At 49.5% G+C, this 19,976-nt stretch carries 14 protein-coding genes, 2 tRNA genes, 3 rRNA genes and 1 pseudogene; 14 read left to right on the forward strand and 6 right to left on the reverse strand.

Translation table 11 applies throughout. From position 1 onward, the window contains the following. Positions 1-418 precede the first annotated feature (418 nt). The 5 genes from AACU94_RS21320 to rrf all read left to right on the forward strand — a co-directional run bounded on the left by AACU94_RS21320 (position 419) and on the right by rrf (position 5,526). Positions 419-1,959: ribosomal RNA gene (locus AACU94_RS21320) — 16S ribosomal RNA — on the forward strand. Positions 1,960-2,027: 68 nt separating this feature from the next. Further along, positions 2,028-2,104 (forward strand) — tRNA-Ile (locus AACU94_RS21325). Between the two features lie 42 nt (positions 2,105-2,146). Further along, positions 2,147-2,222: transfer RNA gene (locus tag AACU94_RS21330), tRNA-Ala, on the forward strand. A gap of 183 nt (positions 2,223-2,405) precedes the next feature. Continuing rightward, positions 2,406-5,309, forward strand: a 23S ribosomal RNA gene (locus AACU94_RS21335). A gap of 101 nt (positions 5,310-5,410) precedes the next feature. Then, positions 5,411-5,526 (forward strand): 5S ribosomal RNA (rrf, locus tag AACU94_RS21340). Together the 16S, 23S and 5S rRNA genes with 2 tRNA genes alongside form the textbook arrangement of a ribosomal RNA operon. A 102-nt stretch (positions 5,527-5,628) precedes the next feature. Here rrf and mobB read toward each other — a convergent pair. Both mobB and mobA read right to left on the reverse strand, forming a co-directional pair. Then, positions 5,629-6,156, reverse strand: coding sequence for a molybdopterin-guanine dinucleotide biosynthesis protein MobB (gene mobB, locus AACU94_RS21345; RefSeq protein ID WP_135488569.1), 528 nt, complete (start codon positions 6,154-6,156; stop codon positions 5,629-5,631). Then, positions 6,138-6,722 (reverse strand): molybdenum cofactor guanylyltransferase MobA, encoded by a 585-nt coding sequence (gene mobA / locus AACU94_RS21350; RefSeq protein WP_135488570.1) that lies wholly within the window; start codon positions 6,720-6,722, stop codon positions 6,138-6,140. Before mobA ends, mobB begins: the two co-directional genes overlap by 19 nt. Positions 6,723-6,791: 69 nt before the next feature. Here mobA and AACU94_RS21355 point away from each other — a divergent pair, with 69 nt between their 5' ends. The 4 genes from AACU94_RS21355 to AACU94_RS21370 all read left to right on the forward strand — a co-directional run bounded on the left by AACU94_RS21355 (position 6,792) and on the right by AACU94_RS21370 (position 10,353). Beyond that, a complete protein-coding gene (locus tag AACU94_RS21355; RefSeq protein ID WP_001295263.1) occupies positions 6,792-7,061 on the forward strand; it encodes a YihD family protein in 270 nt (89 codons plus the stop codon). A gap of 76 nt (positions 7,062-7,137) precedes the next feature. Further along, the gene (gene srkA / locus AACU94_RS21360; RefSeq protein WP_135385315.1) at positions 7,138-8,124 is read left to right on the forward strand and encodes a stress response kinase SrkA; all 987 of its coding nucleotides are present in this window, start codon (positions 7,138-7,140) and stop codon (positions 8,122-8,124) included. Positions 8,125-8,140: 16 nt separating this feature from the next. Continuing rightward, positions 8,141-8,767: a thiol:disulfide interchange protein DsbA gene (dsbA, locus tag AACU94_RS21365; RefSeq protein WP_135488571.1), complete on the forward strand. Its 627-nt coding sequence runs from the start codon at positions 8,141-8,143 to the stop codon at positions 8,765-8,767. A 155-nt stretch (positions 8,768-8,922) separates the two neighbouring features. Continuing rightward, the gene (locus tag AACU94_RS21370) at positions 8,923-10,353 is read left to right on the forward strand and encodes a DUF945 family protein (protein ID WP_135488572.1); all 1,431 of its coding nucleotides are present in this window, start codon (positions 8,923-8,925) and stop codon (positions 10,351-10,353) included. A gap of 40 nt (positions 10,354-10,393) precedes the next feature. On the opposite strand, the gene AACU94_RS21375 is transcribed toward AACU94_RS21370, so the two are convergent. Continuing rightward, positions 10,394-11,326: an acyltransferase gene (locus AACU94_RS21375; RefSeq protein ID WP_130216165.1), complete on the reverse strand. Its 933-nt coding sequence runs from the start codon at positions 11,324-11,326 to the stop codon at positions 10,394-10,396. 363 nt (positions 11,327-11,689) lie between these two features. On the opposite strand from AACU94_RS21375, the gene polA reads away from it, so the two are divergent. Both polA and AACU94_RS24805 read left to right on the forward strand, forming a co-directional pair. Continuing rightward, positions 11,690-14,476 carry a DNA polymerase I gene (polA, locus tag AACU94_RS21380; protein ID WP_130209966.1) on the forward strand — a complete coding sequence of 929 codons (2,787 nt, stop codon included), beginning with the start codon at positions 11,690-11,692 and terminating at the stop codon, positions 14,474-14,476. Positions 14,477-14,641: 165 nt separating this feature from the next. After that, positions 14,642-14,689, forward strand: a complete 48-nt coding sequence (locus AACU94_RS24805; RefSeq protein ID WP_071892919.1) for a spot 42 RNA, inhibition of DNA synthesis — start codon at positions 14,642-14,644, stop codon at positions 14,687-14,689. Between the two features lie 178 nt (positions 14,690-14,867). Here the strand turns inward: AACU94_RS24805 and yihA are convergent, their stop codons facing one another. Beyond that, positions 14,868-15,500, reverse strand: a complete 633-nt coding sequence (gene yihA / locus AACU94_RS21385; RefSeq protein WP_130258776.1) for a ribosome biogenesis GTP-binding protein YihA/YsxC — start codon at positions 15,498-15,500, stop codon at positions 14,868-14,870. A gap of 234 nt (positions 15,501-15,734) precedes the next feature. Between yihA and AACU94_RS21390 the strand changes: the two are divergent. The 3 genes and pseudogenes from AACU94_RS21390 (at position 15,735) to hemN (ending at position 18,153) form a co-directional block, all read left to right on the forward strand. Beyond that, positions 15,735-15,963: pseudogene (locus AACU94_RS21390) on the forward strand (hypothetical protein). Positions 15,964-16,081: 118 nt separating this feature from the next. Continuing rightward, on the forward strand, positions 16,082-16,591 hold the full coding sequence (gene yihI / locus AACU94_RS21395; RefSeq protein ID WP_130216171.1) for a Der GTPase-activating protein YihI: 510 nt from the start codon (positions 16,082-16,084) through the stop codon (positions 16,589-16,591). A 188-nt stretch (positions 16,592-16,779) separates the two neighbouring features. Continuing rightward, a complete protein-coding gene (gene hemN, locus AACU94_RS21400; RefSeq protein WP_130216173.1) occupies positions 16,780-18,153 on the forward strand; it encodes an oxygen-independent coproporphyrinogen III oxidase in 1,374 nt (457 codons plus the stop codon). 189 nt (positions 18,154-18,342) lie between these two features. Here the strand turns inward: hemN and AACU94_RS21405 are convergent, their stop codons facing one another. Both AACU94_RS21405 and glnG read right to left on the reverse strand, forming a co-directional pair. Then, positions 18,343-18,453 (reverse strand): YshB family small membrane protein, encoded by a 111-nt coding sequence (locus AACU94_RS21405; RefSeq protein ID WP_064527982.1) that lies wholly within the window; start codon positions 18,451-18,453, stop codon positions 18,343-18,345. A gap of 113 nt (positions 18,454-18,566) precedes the next feature. Continuing rightward, entirely contained in the window at positions 18,567-19,976 is a 1,410-nt protein-coding gene (gene glnG, locus AACU94_RS21410; protein WP_088563506.1) for a nitrogen regulation protein NR(I), read from the reverse strand.

A 19,976-nucleotide genomic window follows, 5' to 3' on the forward strand; every position in this document is an offset into this window, starting at 1 on the left:
TGTGCAAGTCTTTTAGTATGCAAAAAAGCACCGTTTTGTGTGTGAATGCAGCAAAAAGGGTGAAAAAACAACAAACAGAAAAAAAGATCAAAAAAGTACTTGTGCAAAAAATTGGGATCCCTATAATGCGCCTCCGTTGAGACGACAACGTGAAACGCTTCACAAGATGGTCGTAACAATAAAGAGAAAAATCCTGAAATTCAGGGTTGACTCTGAAAGAGGAAAGCGTAATATACGCCACCTCGCGACAGTGAGCTGAAAGCCGCGTCGCAACTGCTCTTTAACAATTTATCAGACAATCTGTGTGGGCACTCGAAGATACGGATTCTTAACGTCGCAAGACGATAAATGAATACCAAGTCTCAAGAGTGAACACGTAATTCATTACGAAGTTTAATTCTTTGAGCATCAAACTTTTAAATTGAAGAGTTTGATCATGGCTCAGATTGAACGCTGGCGGCAGGCCTAACACATGCAAGTCGAACGGTAACAGGAAACAGCTTGCTGTTTCGCTGACGAGTGGCGGACGGGTGAGTAATGTCTGGGAAACTGCCTGATGGAGGGGGATAACTACTGGAAACGGTAGCTAATACCGCATAACGTCGCAAGACCAAAGAGGGGGACCTTCGGGCCTCTTGCCATCGGATGTGCCCAGATGGGATTAGCTAGTAGGTGGGGTAACGGCTCACCTAGGCGACGATCCCTAGCTGGTCTGAGAGGATGACCAGCCACACTGGAACTGAGACACGGTCCAGACTCCTACGGGAGGCAGCAGTGGGGAATATTGCACAATGGGCGCAAGCCTGATGCAGCCATGCCGCGTGTATGAAGAAGGCCTCGGGTTGTAAAGTACTTTCAGCGGGGAGGAAGGGAGTAAAGTTAATACCTTTGCTCATTGACGTTACCCGCAGAAGAAGCACCGGCTAACTCCGTGCCAGCAGCCGCGGTAATACGGAGGGTGCAAGCGTTAATCGGAATTACTGGGCGTAAAGCGCACGCAGGCGGTTTGTTAAGTCAGATGTGAAATCCCCGGGCTCAACCTGGGAACTGCATCTGATACTGGCAAGCTTGAGTCTCGTAGAGGGGGGTAGAATTCCAGGTGTAGCGGTGAAATGCGTAGAGATCTGGAGGAATACCGGTGGCGAAGGCGGCCCCCTGGACGAAGACTGACGCTCAGGTGCGAAAGCGTGGGGAGCAAACAGGATTAGATACCCTGGTAGTCCACGCCGTAAACGATGTCGACTTGGAGGTTGTGCCCTTGAGGCGTGGCTTCCGGAGCTAACGCGTTAAGTCGACCGCCTGGGGAGTACGGCCGCAAGGTTAAAACTCAAATGAATTGACGGGGGCCCGCACAAGCGGTGGAGCATGTGGTTTAATTCGATGCAACGCGAAGAACCTTACCTGGTCTTGACATCCACGGAAGTTTTCAGAGATGAGAATGTGCCTTCGGGAACCGTGAGACAGGTGCTGCATGGCTGTCGTCAGCTCGTGTTGTGAAATGTTGGGTTAAGTCCCGCAACGAGCGCAACCCTTATCCTTTGTTGCCAGCGGTCCGGCCGGGAACTCAAAGGAGACTGCCAGTGATAAACTGGAGGAAGGTGGGGATGACGTCAAGTCATCATGGCCCTTACGACCAGGGCTACACACGTGCTACAATGGCGCATACAAAGAGAAGCGACCTCGCGAGAGCAAGCGGACCTCATAAAGTGCGTCGTAGTCCGGATTGGAGTCTGCAACTCGACTCCATGAAGTCGGAATCGCTAGTAATCGTGGATCAGAATGCCACGGTGAATACGTTCCCGGGCCTTGTACACACCGCCCGTCACACCATGGGAGTGGGTTGCAAAAGAAGTAGGTAGCTTAACCTTCGGGAGGGCGCTTACCACTTTGTGATTCATGACTGGGGTGAAGTCGTAACAAGGTAACCGTAGGGGAACCTGCGGTTGGATCACCTCCTTACCTTAAAGAAGCGTACTTTGCAGTGCTCACACAGATTGTCTGATGAAAATGAGCAGTAAAACCTCTACAGGCTTGTAGCTCAGGTGGTTAGAGCGCACCCCTGATAAGGGTGAGGTCGGTGGTTCAAGTCCACTCAGGCCTACCAAATTTGCACGGCAAATTTGAAGAGGTTTTAACTACATGTTATGGGGCTATAGCTCAGCTGGGAGAGCGCCTGCTTTGCACGCAGGAGGTCTGCGGTTCGATCCCGCATAGCTCCACCATCTCTGTAGTGATTAAATAAAAAATACTTCAGAGTGTACCTGCAAAGGTTCACTGCGAAGTTTTGCTCTTTAAAAATCTGGATCAAGCTGAAAATTGAAACACTGAACAACGAAAGTTGTTCGTGAGTCTCTCAAATTTTCGCAACACGATGATGAATCGAAAGAAACATCTTCGGGTTGTGAGGTTAAGCGACTAAGCGTACACGGTGGATGCCCTGGCAGTCAGAGGCGATGAAGGACGTGCTAATCTGCGATAAGCGTCGGTAAGGTGATATGAACCGTTATAACCGGCGATTTCCGAATGGGGAAACCCAGTGTGTTTCGACACACTATCATTAACTGAATCCATAGGTTAATGAGGCGAACCGGGGGAACTGAAACATCTAAGTACCCCGAGGAAAAGAAATCAACCGAGATTCCCCCAGTAGCGGCGAGCGAACGGGGAGCAGCCCAGAGCCTGAATCAGTGTGTGTGTTAGTGGAAGCGTCTGGAAAGGCGTGCGATACAGGGTGACAGCCCCGTACACAAAAATGCACATGCTGTGAGCTCGATGAGTAGGGCGGGACACGTGGTATCCTGTCTGAATATGGGGGGACCATCCTCCAAGGCTAAATACTCCTGACTGACCGATAGTGAACCAGTACCGTGAGGGAAAGGCGAAAAGAACCCCGGCGAGGGGAGTGAAAAAGAACCTGAAACCGTGTACGTACAAGCAGTGGGAGCCTCTTTTATGGGGTGACTGCGTACCTTTTGTATAATGGGTCAGCGACTTATATTCTGTAGCAAGGTTAACCGAATAGGGGAGCCGAAGGGAAACCGAGTCTTAACTGGGCGTTAAGTTGCAGGGTATAGACCCGAAACCCGGTGATCTAGCCATGGGCAGGTTGAAGGTTGGGTAACACTAACTGGAGGACCGAACCGACTAATGTTGAAAAATTAGCGGATGACTTGTGGCTGGGGGTGAAAGGCCAATCAAACCGGGAGATAGCTGGTTCTCCCCGAAAGCTATTTAGGTAGCGCCTCGTGAATTCATCTCCGGGGGTAGAGCACTGTTTCGGCAAGGGGGTCATCCCGACTTACCAACCCGATGCAAACTGCGAATACCGGAGAATGTTATCACGGGAGACACACGGCGGGTGCTAACGTCCGTCGTGAAGAGGGAAACAACCCAGACCGCCAGCTAAGGTCCCAAAGTCATGGTTAAGTGGGAAACGATGTGGGAAGGCCCAGACAGCCAGGATGTTGGCTTAGAAGCAGCCATCATTTAAAGAAAGCGTAATAGCTCACTGGTCGAGTCGGCCTGCGCGGAAGATGTAACGGGGCTAAACCATGCACCGAAGCTGCGGCAGCGACGCTTATGCGTTGTTGGGTAGGGGAGCGTTCTGTAAGCCTGTGAAGGTGTGCTGTGAGGCATGCTGGAGGTATCAGAAGTGCGAATGCTGACATAAGTAACGATAAAGCGGGTGAAAAGCCCGCTCGCCGGAAGACCAAGGGTTCCTGTCCAACGTTAATCGGGGCAGGGTGAGTCGACCCCTAAGGCGAGGCCGAAAGGCGTAGTCGATGGGAAACAGGTTAATATTCCTGTACTTGGTGTTACTGCGAAGGGGGGACGGAGAAGGCTATGTTGGCCGGGCGACGGTTGTCCCGGTTTAAGCGTGTAGGCTGGTTTTCCAGGCAAATCCGGAAAATCAAGGCTGAGGCGTGATGACGAGGCACTACGGTGCTGAAGCAACAAATGCCCTGCTTCCAGGAAAAGCCTCTAAGCATCAGGTAACATCAAATCGTACCCCAAACCGACACAGGTGGTCAGGTAGAGAATACCAAGGCGCTTGAGAGAACTCGGGTGAAGGAACTAGGCAAAATGGTGCCGTAACTTCGGGAGAAGGCACGCTGATATGTAGGTGAAGCGACTTGCTCGTGGAGCTGAAATCAGTCGAAGATACCAGCTGGCTGCAACTGTTTATTAAAAACACAGCACTGTGCAAACACGAAAGTGGACGTATACGGTGTGACGCCTGCCCGGTGCCGGAAGGTTAATTGATGGGGTTAGCGCAAGCGAAGCTCTTGATCGAAGCCCCGGTAAACGGCGGCCGTAACTATAACGGTCCTAAGGTAGCGAAATTCCTTGTCGGGTAAGTTCCGACCTGCACGAATGGCGTAATGATGGCCAGGCTGTCTCCACCCGAGACTCAGTGAAATTGAACTCGCTGTGAAGATGCAGTGTACCCGCGGCAAGACGGAAAGACCCCGTGAACCTTTACTATAGCTTGACACTGAACATTGAGCCTTGATGTGTAGGATAGGTGGGAGGCTTTGAAGTGTGGACGCCAGTCTGCATGGAGCCGACCTTGAAATACCACCCTTTAATGTTTGATGTTCTAACGTGGACCCGTAATCCGGGTTGCGGACAGTGTCTGGTGGGTAGTTTGACTGGGGCGGTCTCCTCCTAAAGAGTAACGGAGGAGCACGAAGGTTGGCTAATCCTGGTCGGACATCAGGAGGTTAGTGCAATGGCATAAGCCAGCTTGACTGCGAGCGTGACGGCGCGAGCAGGTGCGAAAGCAGGTCATAGTGATCCGGTGGTTCTGAATGGAAGGGCCATCGCTCAACGGATAAAAGGTACTCCGGGGATAACAGGCTGATACCGCCCAAGAGTTCATATCGACGGCGGTGTTTGGCACCTCGATGTCGGCTCATCACATCCTGGGGCTGAAGTAGGTCCCAAGGGTATGGCTGTTCGCCATTTAAAGTGGTACGCGAGCTGGGTTTAGAACGTCGTGAGACAGTTCGGTCCCTATCTGCCGTGGGCGCTGGAGAACTGAGGGGGGCTGCTCCTAGTACGAGAGGACCGGAGTGGACGCATCACTGGTGTTCGGGTTGTCATGCCAATGGCACTGCCCGGTAGCTAAATGCGGAAGAGATAAGTGCTGAAAGCATCTAAGCACGAAACTTGCCCCGAGATGAGTTCTCCCTGAGACTTTAAGTCTCCTGAAGGAACGTTGAAGACGACGACGTTGATAGGCCGGGTGTGTAAGCGCAGCGATGCGTTGAGCTAACCGGTACTAATGAACCGTGAGGCTTAACCTTACAACGCCGAAGATGTTTTGGCGGATGAGACATCGATAAGTAAGCTTGATACAGATTAAATCGACAGGTCAGAACAGGACGTGTTGATAAAACAGAATTTGCCTGGCGGCCGTAGCGCGGTGGTCCCACCTGACCCCATGCCGAACTCAGAAGTGAAACGCCGTAGCGCCGATGGTAGTGTGGGGTTTCCCCATGCGAGAGTAGGGAACTGCCAGGCATCAGATAAAGCAGAAGGCCATCCTGACGGATGGCCTTTTTGCGTTGGTGCAAAAAAAATGCCGGATGCGACGCTGGCGCGTCTTCTCCAGCCTGCTCTTGCCTATCCGTCCTGCTTTTGCATCCGCTCCACCACAAAATCAGCCAGCCCCTCAACATCATTAATATCCAGTAACGCGACATCAAGATTAAGCGGCACATCACTGGCTACAGCAATAACATGCCTGTCTATCACTAATTCTTCCGGTCGATGTCCGGCTCCATCGCGAAACAGCACAATCTTTGCGATCTCTTCATGCTTAAACCCCTCGACCAGAATCAAATCCAGCTTTGAGGTATCCATTCGACTTGCGAGAAAATGTAGATCCAGCTCTTCTTCGTCTGGTGTTTCCGTCATCAAGGCCCATCGTTGCTGGCTGGCAACGATGGTTTGTGCCGCGCCAGCCTTGCGCAGCTCATAGCTATCTTTGCCCGGTTTATCGACATCCATATCATGATGCGTATGTTTAATCAGCCCCGGGCGGATCCCTCTGGCGCATAATACCGGGATAAGTTTTTTCAACAGCGTCGTTTTTCCGGTGCCGCTCCACGCGGCAAAGGCGAGTAGCGGTATCATTGTTTTTCCTGCCATCGGGCAAGCTCCTCTGGCGTATTCACGTTCACAAATGCTTCTTTACAGTCGCTAAAATCAACCGCGTGACCGCCAGCAAGATTCATAAATGCCATTACCCGGCGTTCTCCTGCTTGTAGATATTCCTGCAATAAAGGTTCAATAGCGCGATTTACCAGAGAAATAGTTGGATGATCGCGTTCACCGTCATGGACCCACACAACAGGTGCATCTTTGCGCTGATGATTAAGCCGGGAGACTAAATCGTGGGGAATATAAGGCGTATCGCACGGACAAAACAGAAACCACTCACCTGCTTCCTGCTGCATTACCGAAAGCATTCCCGCCAGCGGGCCAGGATAATCCGCCAGTGAATCCGCTATTACTTTCAGACCACTGGCCTGATAGATTTCCTGATGACGATTGGCATTAACCACGACGTGAGAGAGCTGCGTCATAAGCGCGTCAGCGACATGTTGCCATAATGGTTTGCCGTTTAATTCAAGCAATCCTTTATCTACGCCGCCCATTCGTCTGGCTTTACCGCCCGCCAGTATAACGCCTGTTATCGTCGTCATCAGATTCACCGATATCGCCTCTTTTATTGTGGGATTGACCCTGCTAACGTGTCTGTCTCAAGAGTAAGGAGCATTACTATGAAATGTAAACGTCTGAATGAAGTTATTGAACTCCTCCAGCCAGCCTGGCAAAAAGAGCCAGACCTTAACCTGCTGCAATTTTTGCAGAAACTGGCGAAAGAGTCAGGTTTTGACGGCGAACTGGCGGATTTGACGGATGATATTCTGATCTATCACCTGAAAATGCGCGATTCCGCGAAAGATGCGGTGATCCCTGGGTTGCAGAAAGATTATGAAGAAGACTTCAAAACGGCGCTATTACGCGCGCGTGGCGTAATTAAAGAGTAAAAGCTTGTAAGCGCTACCAACAAAATCATTGTGAAATGATATCCTTCATCATTCGTAATGTTTTCCGGATGATGGGATGAACAACAGCGCTTTTACTTTCCAGACACTACACCCGGATACCATCATGGACGCTCTGTTTGAGCATGGGATCCGGGTGGATTCCGGTCTTACTCCGCTTAACAGCTATGAAAACCGTGTCTATCAATTTCAGGACGAAGATCGTCGACGTTTTGTCGTCAAATTTTATCGCCCTGAACGTTGGACAGCTGATCAAATCCTCGAAGAACATCAATTTGCGTTGCAGCTGGTAAGCGATGAAGTTCCGGTCGCAGCACCTGTGGCCTTTAACGGTCAAACTTTATTGAATCATCAGGGATTTTATTTTGCCGTTTTTCCAAGCGTCGGTGGTCGCCAGTTCGAAGCTGATAATATCGATCAGATGGAAGCGGTTGGGCGTTATTTAGGGCGTATGCACCAGACGGGGCGCAAACAGCTTTTTATCCATCGCCCGACCATCGGTCTGAATGAATATCTCATTGAGCCACGCAAGCTGTTTGAAAATGCTACGCTGATACCTTCTGGGCTGAAAGCGGCCTTCCTTAAGGCAACGGATGAGCTTATTACCGCCGTTACAGCACACTGGCGGGAGGACTTCACCGTTCTGCGATTACATGGTGACTGCCATGCCGGAAATATTCTCTGGCGCGATGGCCCAATGTTTGTCGATTTGGATGATGCGCGTAATGGCCCTGCAATTCAGGACCTGTGGATGTTGCTGAATGGCGATAAAGCTGAGCAGCGGATGCAGTTAGTAACTATTATTGAAGCTTATGAAGAATTTAGCGAGTTCGACACCGCTGAAATCGGACTGATTGAACCTTTACGCGCCATGCGTTTGGTTTATTATCTTGCCTGGCTAATGCGGCGTTGGGCTGATCCGGCGTTCCCGAAAAATTTCCCGTGGTTAACCGGGGAAGATTACTGGCTGCGACAGACGGCAACTTTTATAGAACAGGCAAAAGTTCTACAAGAACCCCCTTTGCAATTAACACCTATGTATTAATCGGAGAGAGTAGATCATGAAAAAGATTTGGCTGGCGCTGGCTGGTTTGGTTTTAGCGTTTAGCGCATCGGCGGCGCAGTATGAAGATGGTAAACAATACACCACGCTGGAAAAGCCGGTTGCTGGCGCACCGCAAGTGCTGGAGTTTTTCTCTTTCTTCTGCCCACACTGCTATCAGTTTGAAGAAGTTCTGCATATTTCTGAGAATGTGAAGAAAAAACTACCGGAAGGTGTGAAGATGACTAAATACCACGTCAACTTCATGGGCGGGGAGCTGGGGCAATCTCTGACACAAGCGTGGGCTGTGGCGATGGCGCTGGGCGTAGAAGATAAAGTGACTGTACCACTGTTTGAAGGCGTACAGAAAACACAGACCATTCGCTCTACGTCCGACATTCGTGATGTCTTCATCAACGCAGGTATCAAAGGTGAAGAGTATGATGCAGCATGGAACAGCTTTGTTGTTAAATCTCTGGTCGCTCAGCAAGAAAAAGCGGCTGCAGATGTACAATTGCGTGGCGTTCCAGCGATGTTTGTTAACGGTAAATATCAGCTGAATCCGCAGGGTATGGATACCAGCAATATGGATGTTTTTGTTCAGCAGTATGCTGATACAGTGAAATATCTGTCTGAGAAAAAATAATTTATTGTAATTCACATAAAGCCCGTGAATATTCACGGGCTTTTTTTGTTGTTTAATCAATATAAATACTTTCTGATAATTCACCTCGTTTCTGGACATTTTAATATCAAGCGCGGATATTAAAAGTTTTGCTGTTTTATCAGGGAATAATAGAAATGATACGTAAGTCAGCCACAGGTGTTATTGTTGCATTAGCCATTATCTGGGGCGGTGGAACATGGTATGAAGGGACTCAAATCCAGTCTGGCGTCGAAAAATTTATTAAAGATTTTAACGACAGTAAAAAGAAGGGAGAGCATGCCTATGATATGACCGCCAGCTATAAAAACTTTGACAAAGGTTTTTTTAGCTCTCATTTTCAAATGCTTATTACCTTTGATAAAGGTGCGCCAGATCTCAATATCAAGCCAGGACAAGGTATTGCATTTGATGTGGATGTCGATCATGGTCCCTTGCCGCTATCAATGTTAAAAAGCGGCAATATCTTACCTGCTATGGCGGCAGCAAAAGTTAAATTAGTCAATAATGAACTGACACAGTCGCTATTTATTGCTGCAAAAGATAGAGCGCCCGTCGAAGCGACATTGCGATTCGCCTTTGGCGGTTCTTTCTCTACAACTCTGGACGTTGCCCCTGCAGAGTATGGAAAACTCTCCTTTGGTGAAGGTCAGTTTACTTTTAATGGTGATGACAGTTCATTGTCTAATCTGGATGTTGAAGGCAAAGTCGAAGATATTGTTCTGGAATTATCGCCAATGAACAAAGTCACGGCGAAAAGTTTTACCATTAATTCTCTGACGCGATTAGAAGAAAAGAAATGTCCGGTTGGTGAAAGCGAGTCGAAATTTAATCAGATTAGCATTGTCAATCACGGTAACGAAGTTGCCAAACTCGACGCTTTCGTCGCGAAAACCACACTAGAGCGCGTAAAAGATAAAGATTATATCAATGTCAATCTGACTTACGAACTTGATAAGTTAACAAAAGGGAATCAACAACTCGGTAGCGGTCAGTGGTCATTGATTGCTGAATCTATTGATCCCTTAGCAGTTCGCCAGTTTATCATCCAGTACAACATTGCGACGCAGAAGCAACTTGCAGCACACCCTGAGTTAGCAAATGATGAAGATGCACTGGAAGCAATGAATACTGCATTGTTCAAAGAGTATTTACCGTTATTACAAAAAAGTGAGCCGATCATTAAACTACCTGTAAGCTGGAAGAACGCTGTCGGTGAACTAAATGCTAATCTGGATATTAGTATTGTCGATCCAGCCAAATCTTCATCATCCACAAACAAAGATATTAAATCGTTCAATCTGGATATGAATGTACCGATTAATGTCGTCACTGAAATAGCTAAACAGCTTAATTTATCTGAAGGAATGGATGCTGAAAAAGCTCAAAAGCTGGCTGATAAACAAATCGGCGGAATGGCAACATTAGGTAAGATGTTTCAGTTAATCACAGTTGACAACAATATTGCCTCGCTGCAACTGCATTATTTGCCAGGTAAAGTTGTTTTTAACGGTCAGGAGATGAGCGAAGAAGAATTTATGTCTCGTGCCGGACGTTTAGTGCATTAAAATGATAACTCGCCTCTGCTAATACGGAGGCGAGTTATAACTACTTATCCTGATGCCGTGATGACATCAGTGAAGTCAGAAGTCGGTCTTTTTCCTGCCACAGTGTGTTCAGCCACTGCTGAAAATGACGTTTGAAGCTTTTGTCATTGATATAGTCGCCATGCAACTCTTCAGCAATGGGTTGTAAATCCACATGCACGACAATCCGCGTCAGTTTGCCACTTAACATATCGAAGAATGGCTGGCGGTTATTGTCCGGATAACACAGCGTAACATTGAGTAGTTTATCGAATTGTTTACCCAGTACATTCAGCGCCATCGCGATACCGGCGGCTTTGGGAGGCAGGAGGTTTTTAAATGTCGAGTGGGTTTGCTGGTGTTTCTGTTCAGTAAAACGGGAGCCTTCAACAAAATTCACAATCGTGGTGGGATGCAGGCGAAACTTTTCGCAAGATCGGCGAGTGGTTTCAACATCTTTACCGCGCCGTTCCGGATGACGTATCAAATAAGCGCGGGAATAGCGCTTCATAAATGGCATATCCAGCGCCCAGCATGCCAGGCCAAGGAAAGGCACCCAGGCCAGTTGCTGCTTGAGAAAATATTTGTTCATTGGAATATGCTTACGAAACAACACGCACAGTACAACAATATCAGCCCAACTGCGGTGGTTACAAATAAGCAGATACCAGTTCTTTTTACTTAGCTCTTCCAGTCCGCGAACTTCCCATTGCAGGTGTGGGTTAAGGTGCAGTAATAGCGCTAATCCTTCACACCAGCAATACATCATAAAATCACAAAAAAGTGATACCTTTCGCCAAATCACTGGCACAGGTAACAATAGTTTTACGATCCCGGCAATGATGATCGGGACAGAACAAAAAATGGTGACCAAAATGGTCAATACGATACTCACCAAAAGTGTTATCGCAGCGAGTATTCTCGTCATAATTAAATTATTCAAAAGGTTAGCCATAGACAGTGCGCTAAAGAAGCGCAAGGCGCAGATTTTAGCAGAAAACGGCCCAAATAACGGATGATCCTTAGATAGAAAAATAATTCATATCTATCCACATTAGAAAAAATCCCTATTACTCAATCACCAGCAATGTTTTTATTTTTAACTTTATGAAAAACAACAACAAATATAATGCTGTAACAAGCATGATAATAAATTAAAAGTGATGTAAATAATTTATACACAAAGTTATCCACATGACGATTTGCGAGCGATCCAGAAGATCTACAAAAGATTTTCACGAAAAGCGGTGAAAAACTCATGTTTTCATCCTGTCTGTGGCATCCTTTACGCATAATCTGATAAACAGGCACGGACATTATGGTTCAGATCCCCCAAAACCCACTAATCCTTGTAGATGGTTCATCTTATCTTTATCGCGCATATCACGCGTTTCCGCCGCTGACTAACAGCGCAGGCGAGCCAACCGGTGCGATGTACGGTGTCCTCAACATGCTGCGTAGTCTGATCATGCAATACCAACCGACGCATGCAGCGGTGGTCTTTGACGCCAAGGGAAAAACCTTTCGTGATGAACTGTTTGAACATTACAAATCACATCGCCCGCCAATGCCGGACGATTTGCGCGCGCAGATCGAACCCCTGCACACTATGGTAAAAGCGATGGGGCTGCCTCTGCTGGCCGTTTCTGGCGTAGAAGCAGACGACGTTATCGGTACTCTGGCGCGCGAAGCCGAAAAAGCCGGGCGTCCGGTATTGATCAGCACCGGTGATAAAGATATGGCGCAGCTGGTGACGCCAAATATTACGCTTATCAACACCATGACGAATACCATCCTCGGCCCGGAAGAGGTGGTGAATAAGTACGGCGTACCGCCAGAACTGATCATCGACTTCCTCGCGCTGATGGGCGACTCCTCTGATAACATTCCTGGCGTACCGGGCGTCGGCGAAAAAACCGCGCAGGCGCTGCTACAAGGTCTTGGCGGCCTGGATACGCTGTATGCCGAGCCGGAAAAAATTGCTGGATTGAGCTTCCGTGGCGCGAAAACAATGGCGGCGAAGCTTGAGCAAAATAAAGAGGTGGCCTATCTCTCTTACCAGCTGGCGACGATTAAAACCGACGTTGAACTGGAACTGACCTGCGAACAACTGGAAGTACAACAACCGGCGGCTGAAGAGTTGTTGGGGCTGTTCAAAAAGTATGAGTTCAAGCGTTGGACTGCTGATGTCGAAGCGGGCAAATGGTTACAGGCCAAAGGGGCAAAACCAGCTGCGAAGCCGCAGGAAACCATTGTTGTCGACGAAACACCCGAAGTGACTGCAACAGCGATTTCTTACGATAACTACGTCACTATTCTGGACGAAGAAACTCTAAAAGCATGGATTACGAAGCTGGAAAAAGCGCCTGTATTTGCGTTTGATACCGAAACCGACAGCCTCGATAACATCTCAGCCAACCTGGTAGGGCTTTCTTTTGCTATCGAGCCAGGCGTAGCGGCCTATATTCCGGTTGCTCATGATTATCTTGATGCGCCCGATCAGATCTCCCGCGAGCGTGCACTCGAGCTGCTAAAGCCGCTGCTGGAAGATGAAAAGGCGCTGAAGGTCGGGCAAAACCTGAAATACGATCGCGGTATTCTGGCGAATTACGGCATTGAGCTGCGGGGGATTGCCTTTGATACCATGCTCGAGTCCTACATTCTCAACAGCGTTGCCGGTCGCCACGATATGGACAGCCTCGCGGAACGTTGGTTGAAACATAAAACCATCACTTTTGAAGAGATTGCTGGTAAAGGCAAAAATCAACTGACCTTTAACCAGATTGCCCTCGAAGAGGCCGGACGTTACGCCGCCGAAGATGCAGATGTCACCTTGCAGCTGCATCTGAAAATGTGGCCGGATCTGCAAAAACACAAAGGGCCACTAAACGTCTTCGAAAACATCGAAATGCCGCTGGTACCGGTACTTTCGCGCATCGAACGTAACGGTGTGAAGATTGACCCGAAAGTGCTGCACAATCATTCTGAAGAACTCACCCTGCGTCTGGCTGAGCTGGAAAAGAAAGCGCATGAAATTGCAGGTGAAGAATTTAACCTTTCTTCCACCAAGCAACTGCAAACTATTCTTTTTGAAAAACAGGGTATTAAACCGCTGAAGAAAACGCCGGGCGGTGCGCCGTCAACGTCGGAAGAGGTACTGGAAGAGCTGGCACTGGACTATCCGTTGCCAAAAGTGATTCTGGAGTATCGTGGTCTGGCGAAGCTGAAATCGACCTACACCGACAAGCTGCCGCTGATGATCAACCCGAAAACCGGGCGCGTGCATACTTCCTATCACCAGGCAGTAACTGCAACGGGGCGTTTATCCTCAACCGATCCTAACCTGCAAAACATTCCGGTGCGTAACGAAGAAGGCCGCCGTATCCGCCAGGCGTTTATTGCGCCGCAGGATTACGTGATTGTCTCGGCGGACTACTCGCAGATTGAACTGCGCATTATGGCGCATCTTTCACGAGACAAAGGCTTGCTGACCGCATTTGCAGAAGGAAAAGATATCCACCGGGCAACGGCTGCAGAAGTGTTTGGTTTGCCACTGGAAACTGTCACCAGCGAACAACGCCGTAGCGCGAAAGCGATCAACTTTGGTCTGATTTATGGCATGAGTGCTTTCGGTCTGGCACGGCAATTGAACATTCCACGTAAAGAAGCACAGAAGTACATGGACCTTTACTTCGAACGCTACCCAGGCGTACTGGAGTATATGGAACGCACTCGTGCTCAGGCGAAAGAGCAGGGATACGTTGAAACCCTGGACGGACGTCGCCTTTATCTGCCGGATATCAAATCCAGCAACGGTGCACGCCGTGCTGCGGCTGAACGTGCAGCCATTAACGCACCAATGCAGGGAACCGCTGCGGATATCATCAAACGGGCTATGATTGCCGTTGATGCCTGGCTACAGGAAGAGCAACCGCGCGTGCGTATGATCATGCAGGTACACGATGAACTGGTGTTTGAAGTTCATAAAGATGATGTCGATGCGGTAGCGAAGAAAATCCATCAGTTGATGGAAAACTGTACCCGCCTGGATGTGCCGTTGCTGGTGGAAGTGGGTAGTGGCGAAAACTGGGATCAGGCGCACTAAGATTTGCCTTAACAAGCCTTTTTTTCGTAACTAAGCAACATAACCAGCCACGATTTGTGATGGGTATTAGAAATTCCTATGCAACAACTGAAAAAAAATTACAAAAAGTGCTTTCTGAACTGAACAAAAAAGAGTAAAGTTAGTCGCGTAGGGTACAGAGGTAAGATGTTCTATCTTTCAGACCTTTTACTTCACGTAATCGGATTTGGCTGAATTTTTTAGCCGCCCCAGTCAGTAATGACTGGGGCGTTTTTTATTGTGCGAAAGAAAAGATCCGTATTGCCGGATACGTTGTGCTTAACAGGCCTACGGTAGAAAAATAGCTCATTGAATTTGCATGATTTTATGTGCCAGATACGCGATATCCGGCACATGCGTAAGGGCTAGAAAATTATTCGCCGCCCTGCGTTTCTTCTACAGGCTGCATCTCGCTGAACCAGGTATCCAGTTTCTGCCGCAGCTTATCCACACCTTGCTTCTTCAGAGAAGAGAATGTCTCTACCTGCACATCACCGTTAAACGCCAGCACTGCTTCACGCACCATATTCAATTGCGCTTTACGTGCACCGCTCGCCAGTTTATCCGCTTTGGTCAGCAACACCAGTACGGCGATATTGCTGTCCACCGCCCACTCAATCATCTGCTGGTCGAGATCTTTCAGCGGATGGCGAATATCCATCAGCACGACCAGGCCTTGTAGACTCTGACGTTTTTCGAGGTACTCACCGAGCGCGCGCTGCCATTTGCGCTTCATCTCTTCAGGAACTTCCGCGTAGCCATAGCCAGGCAAGTCGACCAGACGTTTGCCCTCAGCCACTTCAAACAGGTTGATAAGCTGGGTACGTCCTGGTGTTTTCGAGGTACGCGCCAGGCTTTTCTGGTTAGTCAGCGTGTTCAGCGCGCTGGATTTACCTGCGTTGGAACGGCCTGCAAAAGCCACTTCGATCCCGGTATCGGAAGGTAAGTGGCGAATATCAGGCGCACTCATCACAAAATGCGTCTGTTGATAATTCAAATTAGTCAAAGCGGTCGTCTCCGTCAGTCAAAGCTTTGCGGCGATTATACCTGAACCACAATAAAAGACGGATTTTTCGGCGTGAACGGTGTAAGTAAATACCATGTACTTTGTGAGACATTGCCGATTGTTTTTATGAGAAATCGAAGAGAAATTTCTGCGACGCATGTCAAATAGGCTAAATAAATCATGTGATTAGTTTTATACAATAATCTGAAAATGAGTAAATACTGATGATAGTTTATTGTTTGTTTAACACAGAAGCGTAAAGTAGCACCCATAGAGCGAGGACGCTAACAGGAACGATGACTCAGGATGAGGGTCAGGAGCGCCAGGAGGCGAAGACAGAGGATTGTCAGGAAGACAAACGTCCGGAGACGTCACTAAAGGGAAATGGAATCAACACGGAATGTTCCGGCTAATGGAAAAACAGGGTGTGTTGGCGGCCTGCAAGGATTGTAAGACCCGTTAAGGGTTGTGAGTCAGGAAAAAAGGCGACAGAGTAATCTGTCGCCTTTTTTCTTTGCTTGCTTTCTGTTAGATTCCGCCGCAAATCTATACTAAATAAAACGGCTAAAAGACGAATTGATATGAAACCATCATCTTCAAACTCACGCAGCAAAGGTCATGCAAAAGCGCGTCGTAAAACCCGCGAAGAGCTGAATCAGGAAGCTCGTGATCGCAAGCGCCAGAAAAAACGTCGTGGTCATGCACCAGGCAGCCGCGCAGCGGGCGGTAGCACTACTTCGGGTAGCAAAGGCCAGAATGCACCGAAAGATCCACGTATTGGCAGTAAAACCCCTATTCCATTGGGCGTGACTGAAAAAGTCACCAAACAGCACAAACCGAAGAGTGAGAAACCTATGCTTTCACCGCAGGCGGAGTTGGAGTTACTGGAGACGGATGAGCGTCTGGATGCGCTGCTGGAACGTCTGGAAGCAGGCGAAACCCTGAGTGCCGAAGAGCAATCCTGGGTAGATGCCAAGCTGGATCGTATTGATGAGCTGATGCAGAAACTCGGCCTCTCTTATGACGACGACGAAGAAGAGGAAGAAGACGAGAAGCAAGAAGACATGATGCGTCTGCTGCGGGGCAACTAACGGATTGCCGCCGTGGGCCTTCCCGTTCTGCTGATAACCCTTCCGGTTATATGTTATCTGGTGTGGTTATTCGTTAAACTACAGCGGTTGTCGCGGCGACAAAAGTGGCTGCGCAACCGGCTGATGACCCGAAACGGGCATCCGCCGGTACGCCGTAGCCGCCAGAGACGCCATCGGAAGGAGTGAGCATGTCTGTACAGCAAATCGACTGGGACCTGGCCCTGATCCAGAAATATAACTATTCCGGGCCACGATACACCTCGTACCCGACCGCGCTGGAGTTTTCAGAAGACTTCGGTGAACAGGCGTTTTTACAAGCCGTGGCGCGCTACCCAGAGCGTCCCTTATCTCTCTACGTACATATTCCGTTCTGCCACAAACTTTGCTACTTCTGCGGTTGCAACAAGATTGTGACTCGCCAGCAGCACAAGGCCGACCAGTATCTGGACGTGCTTGAGCAAGAAATCGTTCATCGTGCTCCGCTTTTTGCCGGGCGCAAGGTGAGCCAGCTGCACTGGGGCGGTGGAACGCCAACATACCTGAATAAAGCGCAAATCAGCCGCCTGATGAAGCTGTTGCGCGAAAACTTCCAGTTCAATGCCGATGCGGAAATCTCGATCGAAGTCGATCCGCGCGAAATCGAACTGGATGTACTGGATCATTTACGCGCGGAAGGCTTTAATCGCCTGAGCATGGGCGTGCAGGACTTCAACAAAGAAGTACAGCGTCTGGTTAACCGCGAGCAGGATGAAGAGTTCATCTTTGCGCTGCTTAACCATGCGCGTGAGATTGGCTTTACCTCCACCAACATTGACCTGATTTACGGCCTGCCGAAACAGACGCCGGAGAGTTTCGCTTTTACCCTGAAACGCGTGGCGGAACTGAACCCTGACCGTCTGAGCGTCTTTAACTACGCGCATCTGCCAACTATTTTTGCCGCCCAGCGCAAAATCAAAGATGCTGACTTGCCGAGTCCGCAACAAAAACTCGATATTCTGCAGGAAACCATCGCCTTCCTGACACAATCGGGCTATCAGTTTATCGGTATGGATCACTTTGCTCGCCCGGATGACGAGCTGGCGGTGGCCCAGCGTGAAGGCGTGCTGCATCGTAACTTCCAGGGCTACACCACCCAGGGCGATACCGATCTGTTGGGGATGGGCGTTTCCGCCATCAGCATGATTGGTGACTGCTACGCGCAGAACCAGAAAGAGTTGAAGCAGTACTATCAGCAGGTGGATGAACAAGGTAATGCGCTGTGGCGTGGTATTGCGCTAACGCGTGATGACTGTATTCGCCGCGATGTGATTAAGTCGCTCATCTGCAACTTCCGTCTGGATTACGCCCCCATTGAGCAACAGTGGGATTTGCACTTCGCTGATTACTTTGCGGAAGATCTCAAGCTGCTGGCCCCATTAGCAAAAGATGGGCTGGTGGATGTGGATGAGAAGGGGATTCAGGTGACGGCGAAAGGTCGCTTGCTGATCCGCAACATTTGCATGTGCTTTGATACTTATCTGCGCCAGAAAGCGCGAATGCAGCAGTTCTCACGGGTGATTTAAATAGTGAATGGCGCTTCGTTTATAAGGTAGAAAACGAGAGCGCCATCAATGTGCTGAGAACAAGATTGCCTGATGCGCTACGCTTATCAGGCCTGCAAAACCTGTTGAAATTATTGCTTTTGTAGGCCGGATAAGGCGTTCACGCCGCATCCGGCATGAACAAAGAGCACTTCATCAGCAATCTGAAACTCAGCTAAACAGCCCAATCATTGCGGCACACAGCACGGCAGCAACGGCAGTTTGCGGCGTGTGGCTGTTAACTGCGCCACTTGATAGCAGATTAATTATTGATTCCAGCATAATGACACTCCCCCCGTTTTTCGGGCATGATCATACTGAACTTACCGGAACAGTAAAGCGCAAAATAACAGCAATTTGCGCTCAATAATCAATCTTTACATGGCGAGCCAGAATCACTCCATTCCCAGCTCTTTTAACTTACGCGTCAGGGTGTTACGCCCCCAGCCAAGCAAGCGCGCTGCTTCCTGTTTATGCCCCTGCGTATGTCGCAACGCGGTAGTCAGTAACGTCCGCTCCAACTCTGGTTGCGCTTCAGACAGCAAGTTTTGATGACCGGAACGTAGCGCTCTGTCTGCCCACTGTGCTAACAGCGTTGCCCAACTGTCCGGCTGCATTTGTGAAGTGCTTTCCGGTACGGTTGATTCAAACAGTTCGCCAGGCAAATCCTGAATCAACACTTCCTGTCCGGCAGCCATTACCGTTAGCCAGCGGCAGGTGTTTTCCAGCTGGCGCACGTTGCCTGGCCACGCCAGACGCGTCAGAGCGGCTTCAGTTTCCGGATGCAGCAACTTTGCCTCTACGCCCAGCTCGCGAGCGGCAACTTGTAAAAAATGGCGTGCCAGACGGGGAATATCTTCCCGACGCTCACGCAGCGGCGGCAGATGAACACGGATAACGTTCAGGCGGTGGAACAAATCCTCACGGAACTTGCCTTCCTGCACCCGCTGTTCGAGATTCTGGTGAGTGGCAGCAATAATCCGCACATCCACTTTCACCGGCGCATAGCCGCCAACGCGATAAAACTGACCGTCTGCCAGCACGCGCAGCAAACGCGTCTGCACATCCAGCGGCATATCGCCAATTTCATCGAGAAATAACGTGCCGCCATCGGCCTGTTCAAAACGCCCCTGACGAATGGTATTCGCGCCGGTAAACGCGCCTTTCTCGTGACCGAACAGTTCTGATTCGATCAAATCCTTCGGGATAGCAGCCATATTGAGCGCGATAAACGGCGCTTTGGCTCGCGGGCTGTGGCGATGCAGGGCATGAGCAACCAGTTCTTTACCAGTGCCGGATTCGCCGTTGATCAGCACGCTAATGGAAGAGCGCGAAAGCCGACCGATAATACGGAACACGTCCTGCATGGCTGGCGCTTCGCCGATGATATCGGTCGTTGGGCCGTTAAGCTGAACATTACGCGGCTGCTGCTGTTCCTGGTAATGACTGATGGCGCGCTCAACCAGCGCCACGGCTTCGTCGATATCAAACGGTTTAGGCAGATAATCAAACGCCCCTTGTTGATAGGCGCTGACGGCAGCATCCAGATCGGAATGTGCGGTCATAATGATGACCGGAAGCATCGGATGGCGCTGTTTAATCTGCTTGAGCAGCGCCAGCCCGTCCATTCCCGGCATACGGATATCTGAAAGCAGCACATCCGGCGTTTTGCTCGCCAGTGCTTCCAGCACCTCCGCGCCGTTCTCAAACGTCGTACAGGTTAAACCTGCCCCAGCGAGCGCACGTTCAAGCACCCAACGGATGGAACTATCGTCATCGACTACCCAGACTATCCCTCGTTGCAT

Source organism: Escherichia sp. E4702 (assembly GCF_963883545.1).
Lineage (GTDB): Bacteria > Pseudomonadota > Gammaproteobacteria > Enterobacterales > Enterobacteriaceae > Escherichia.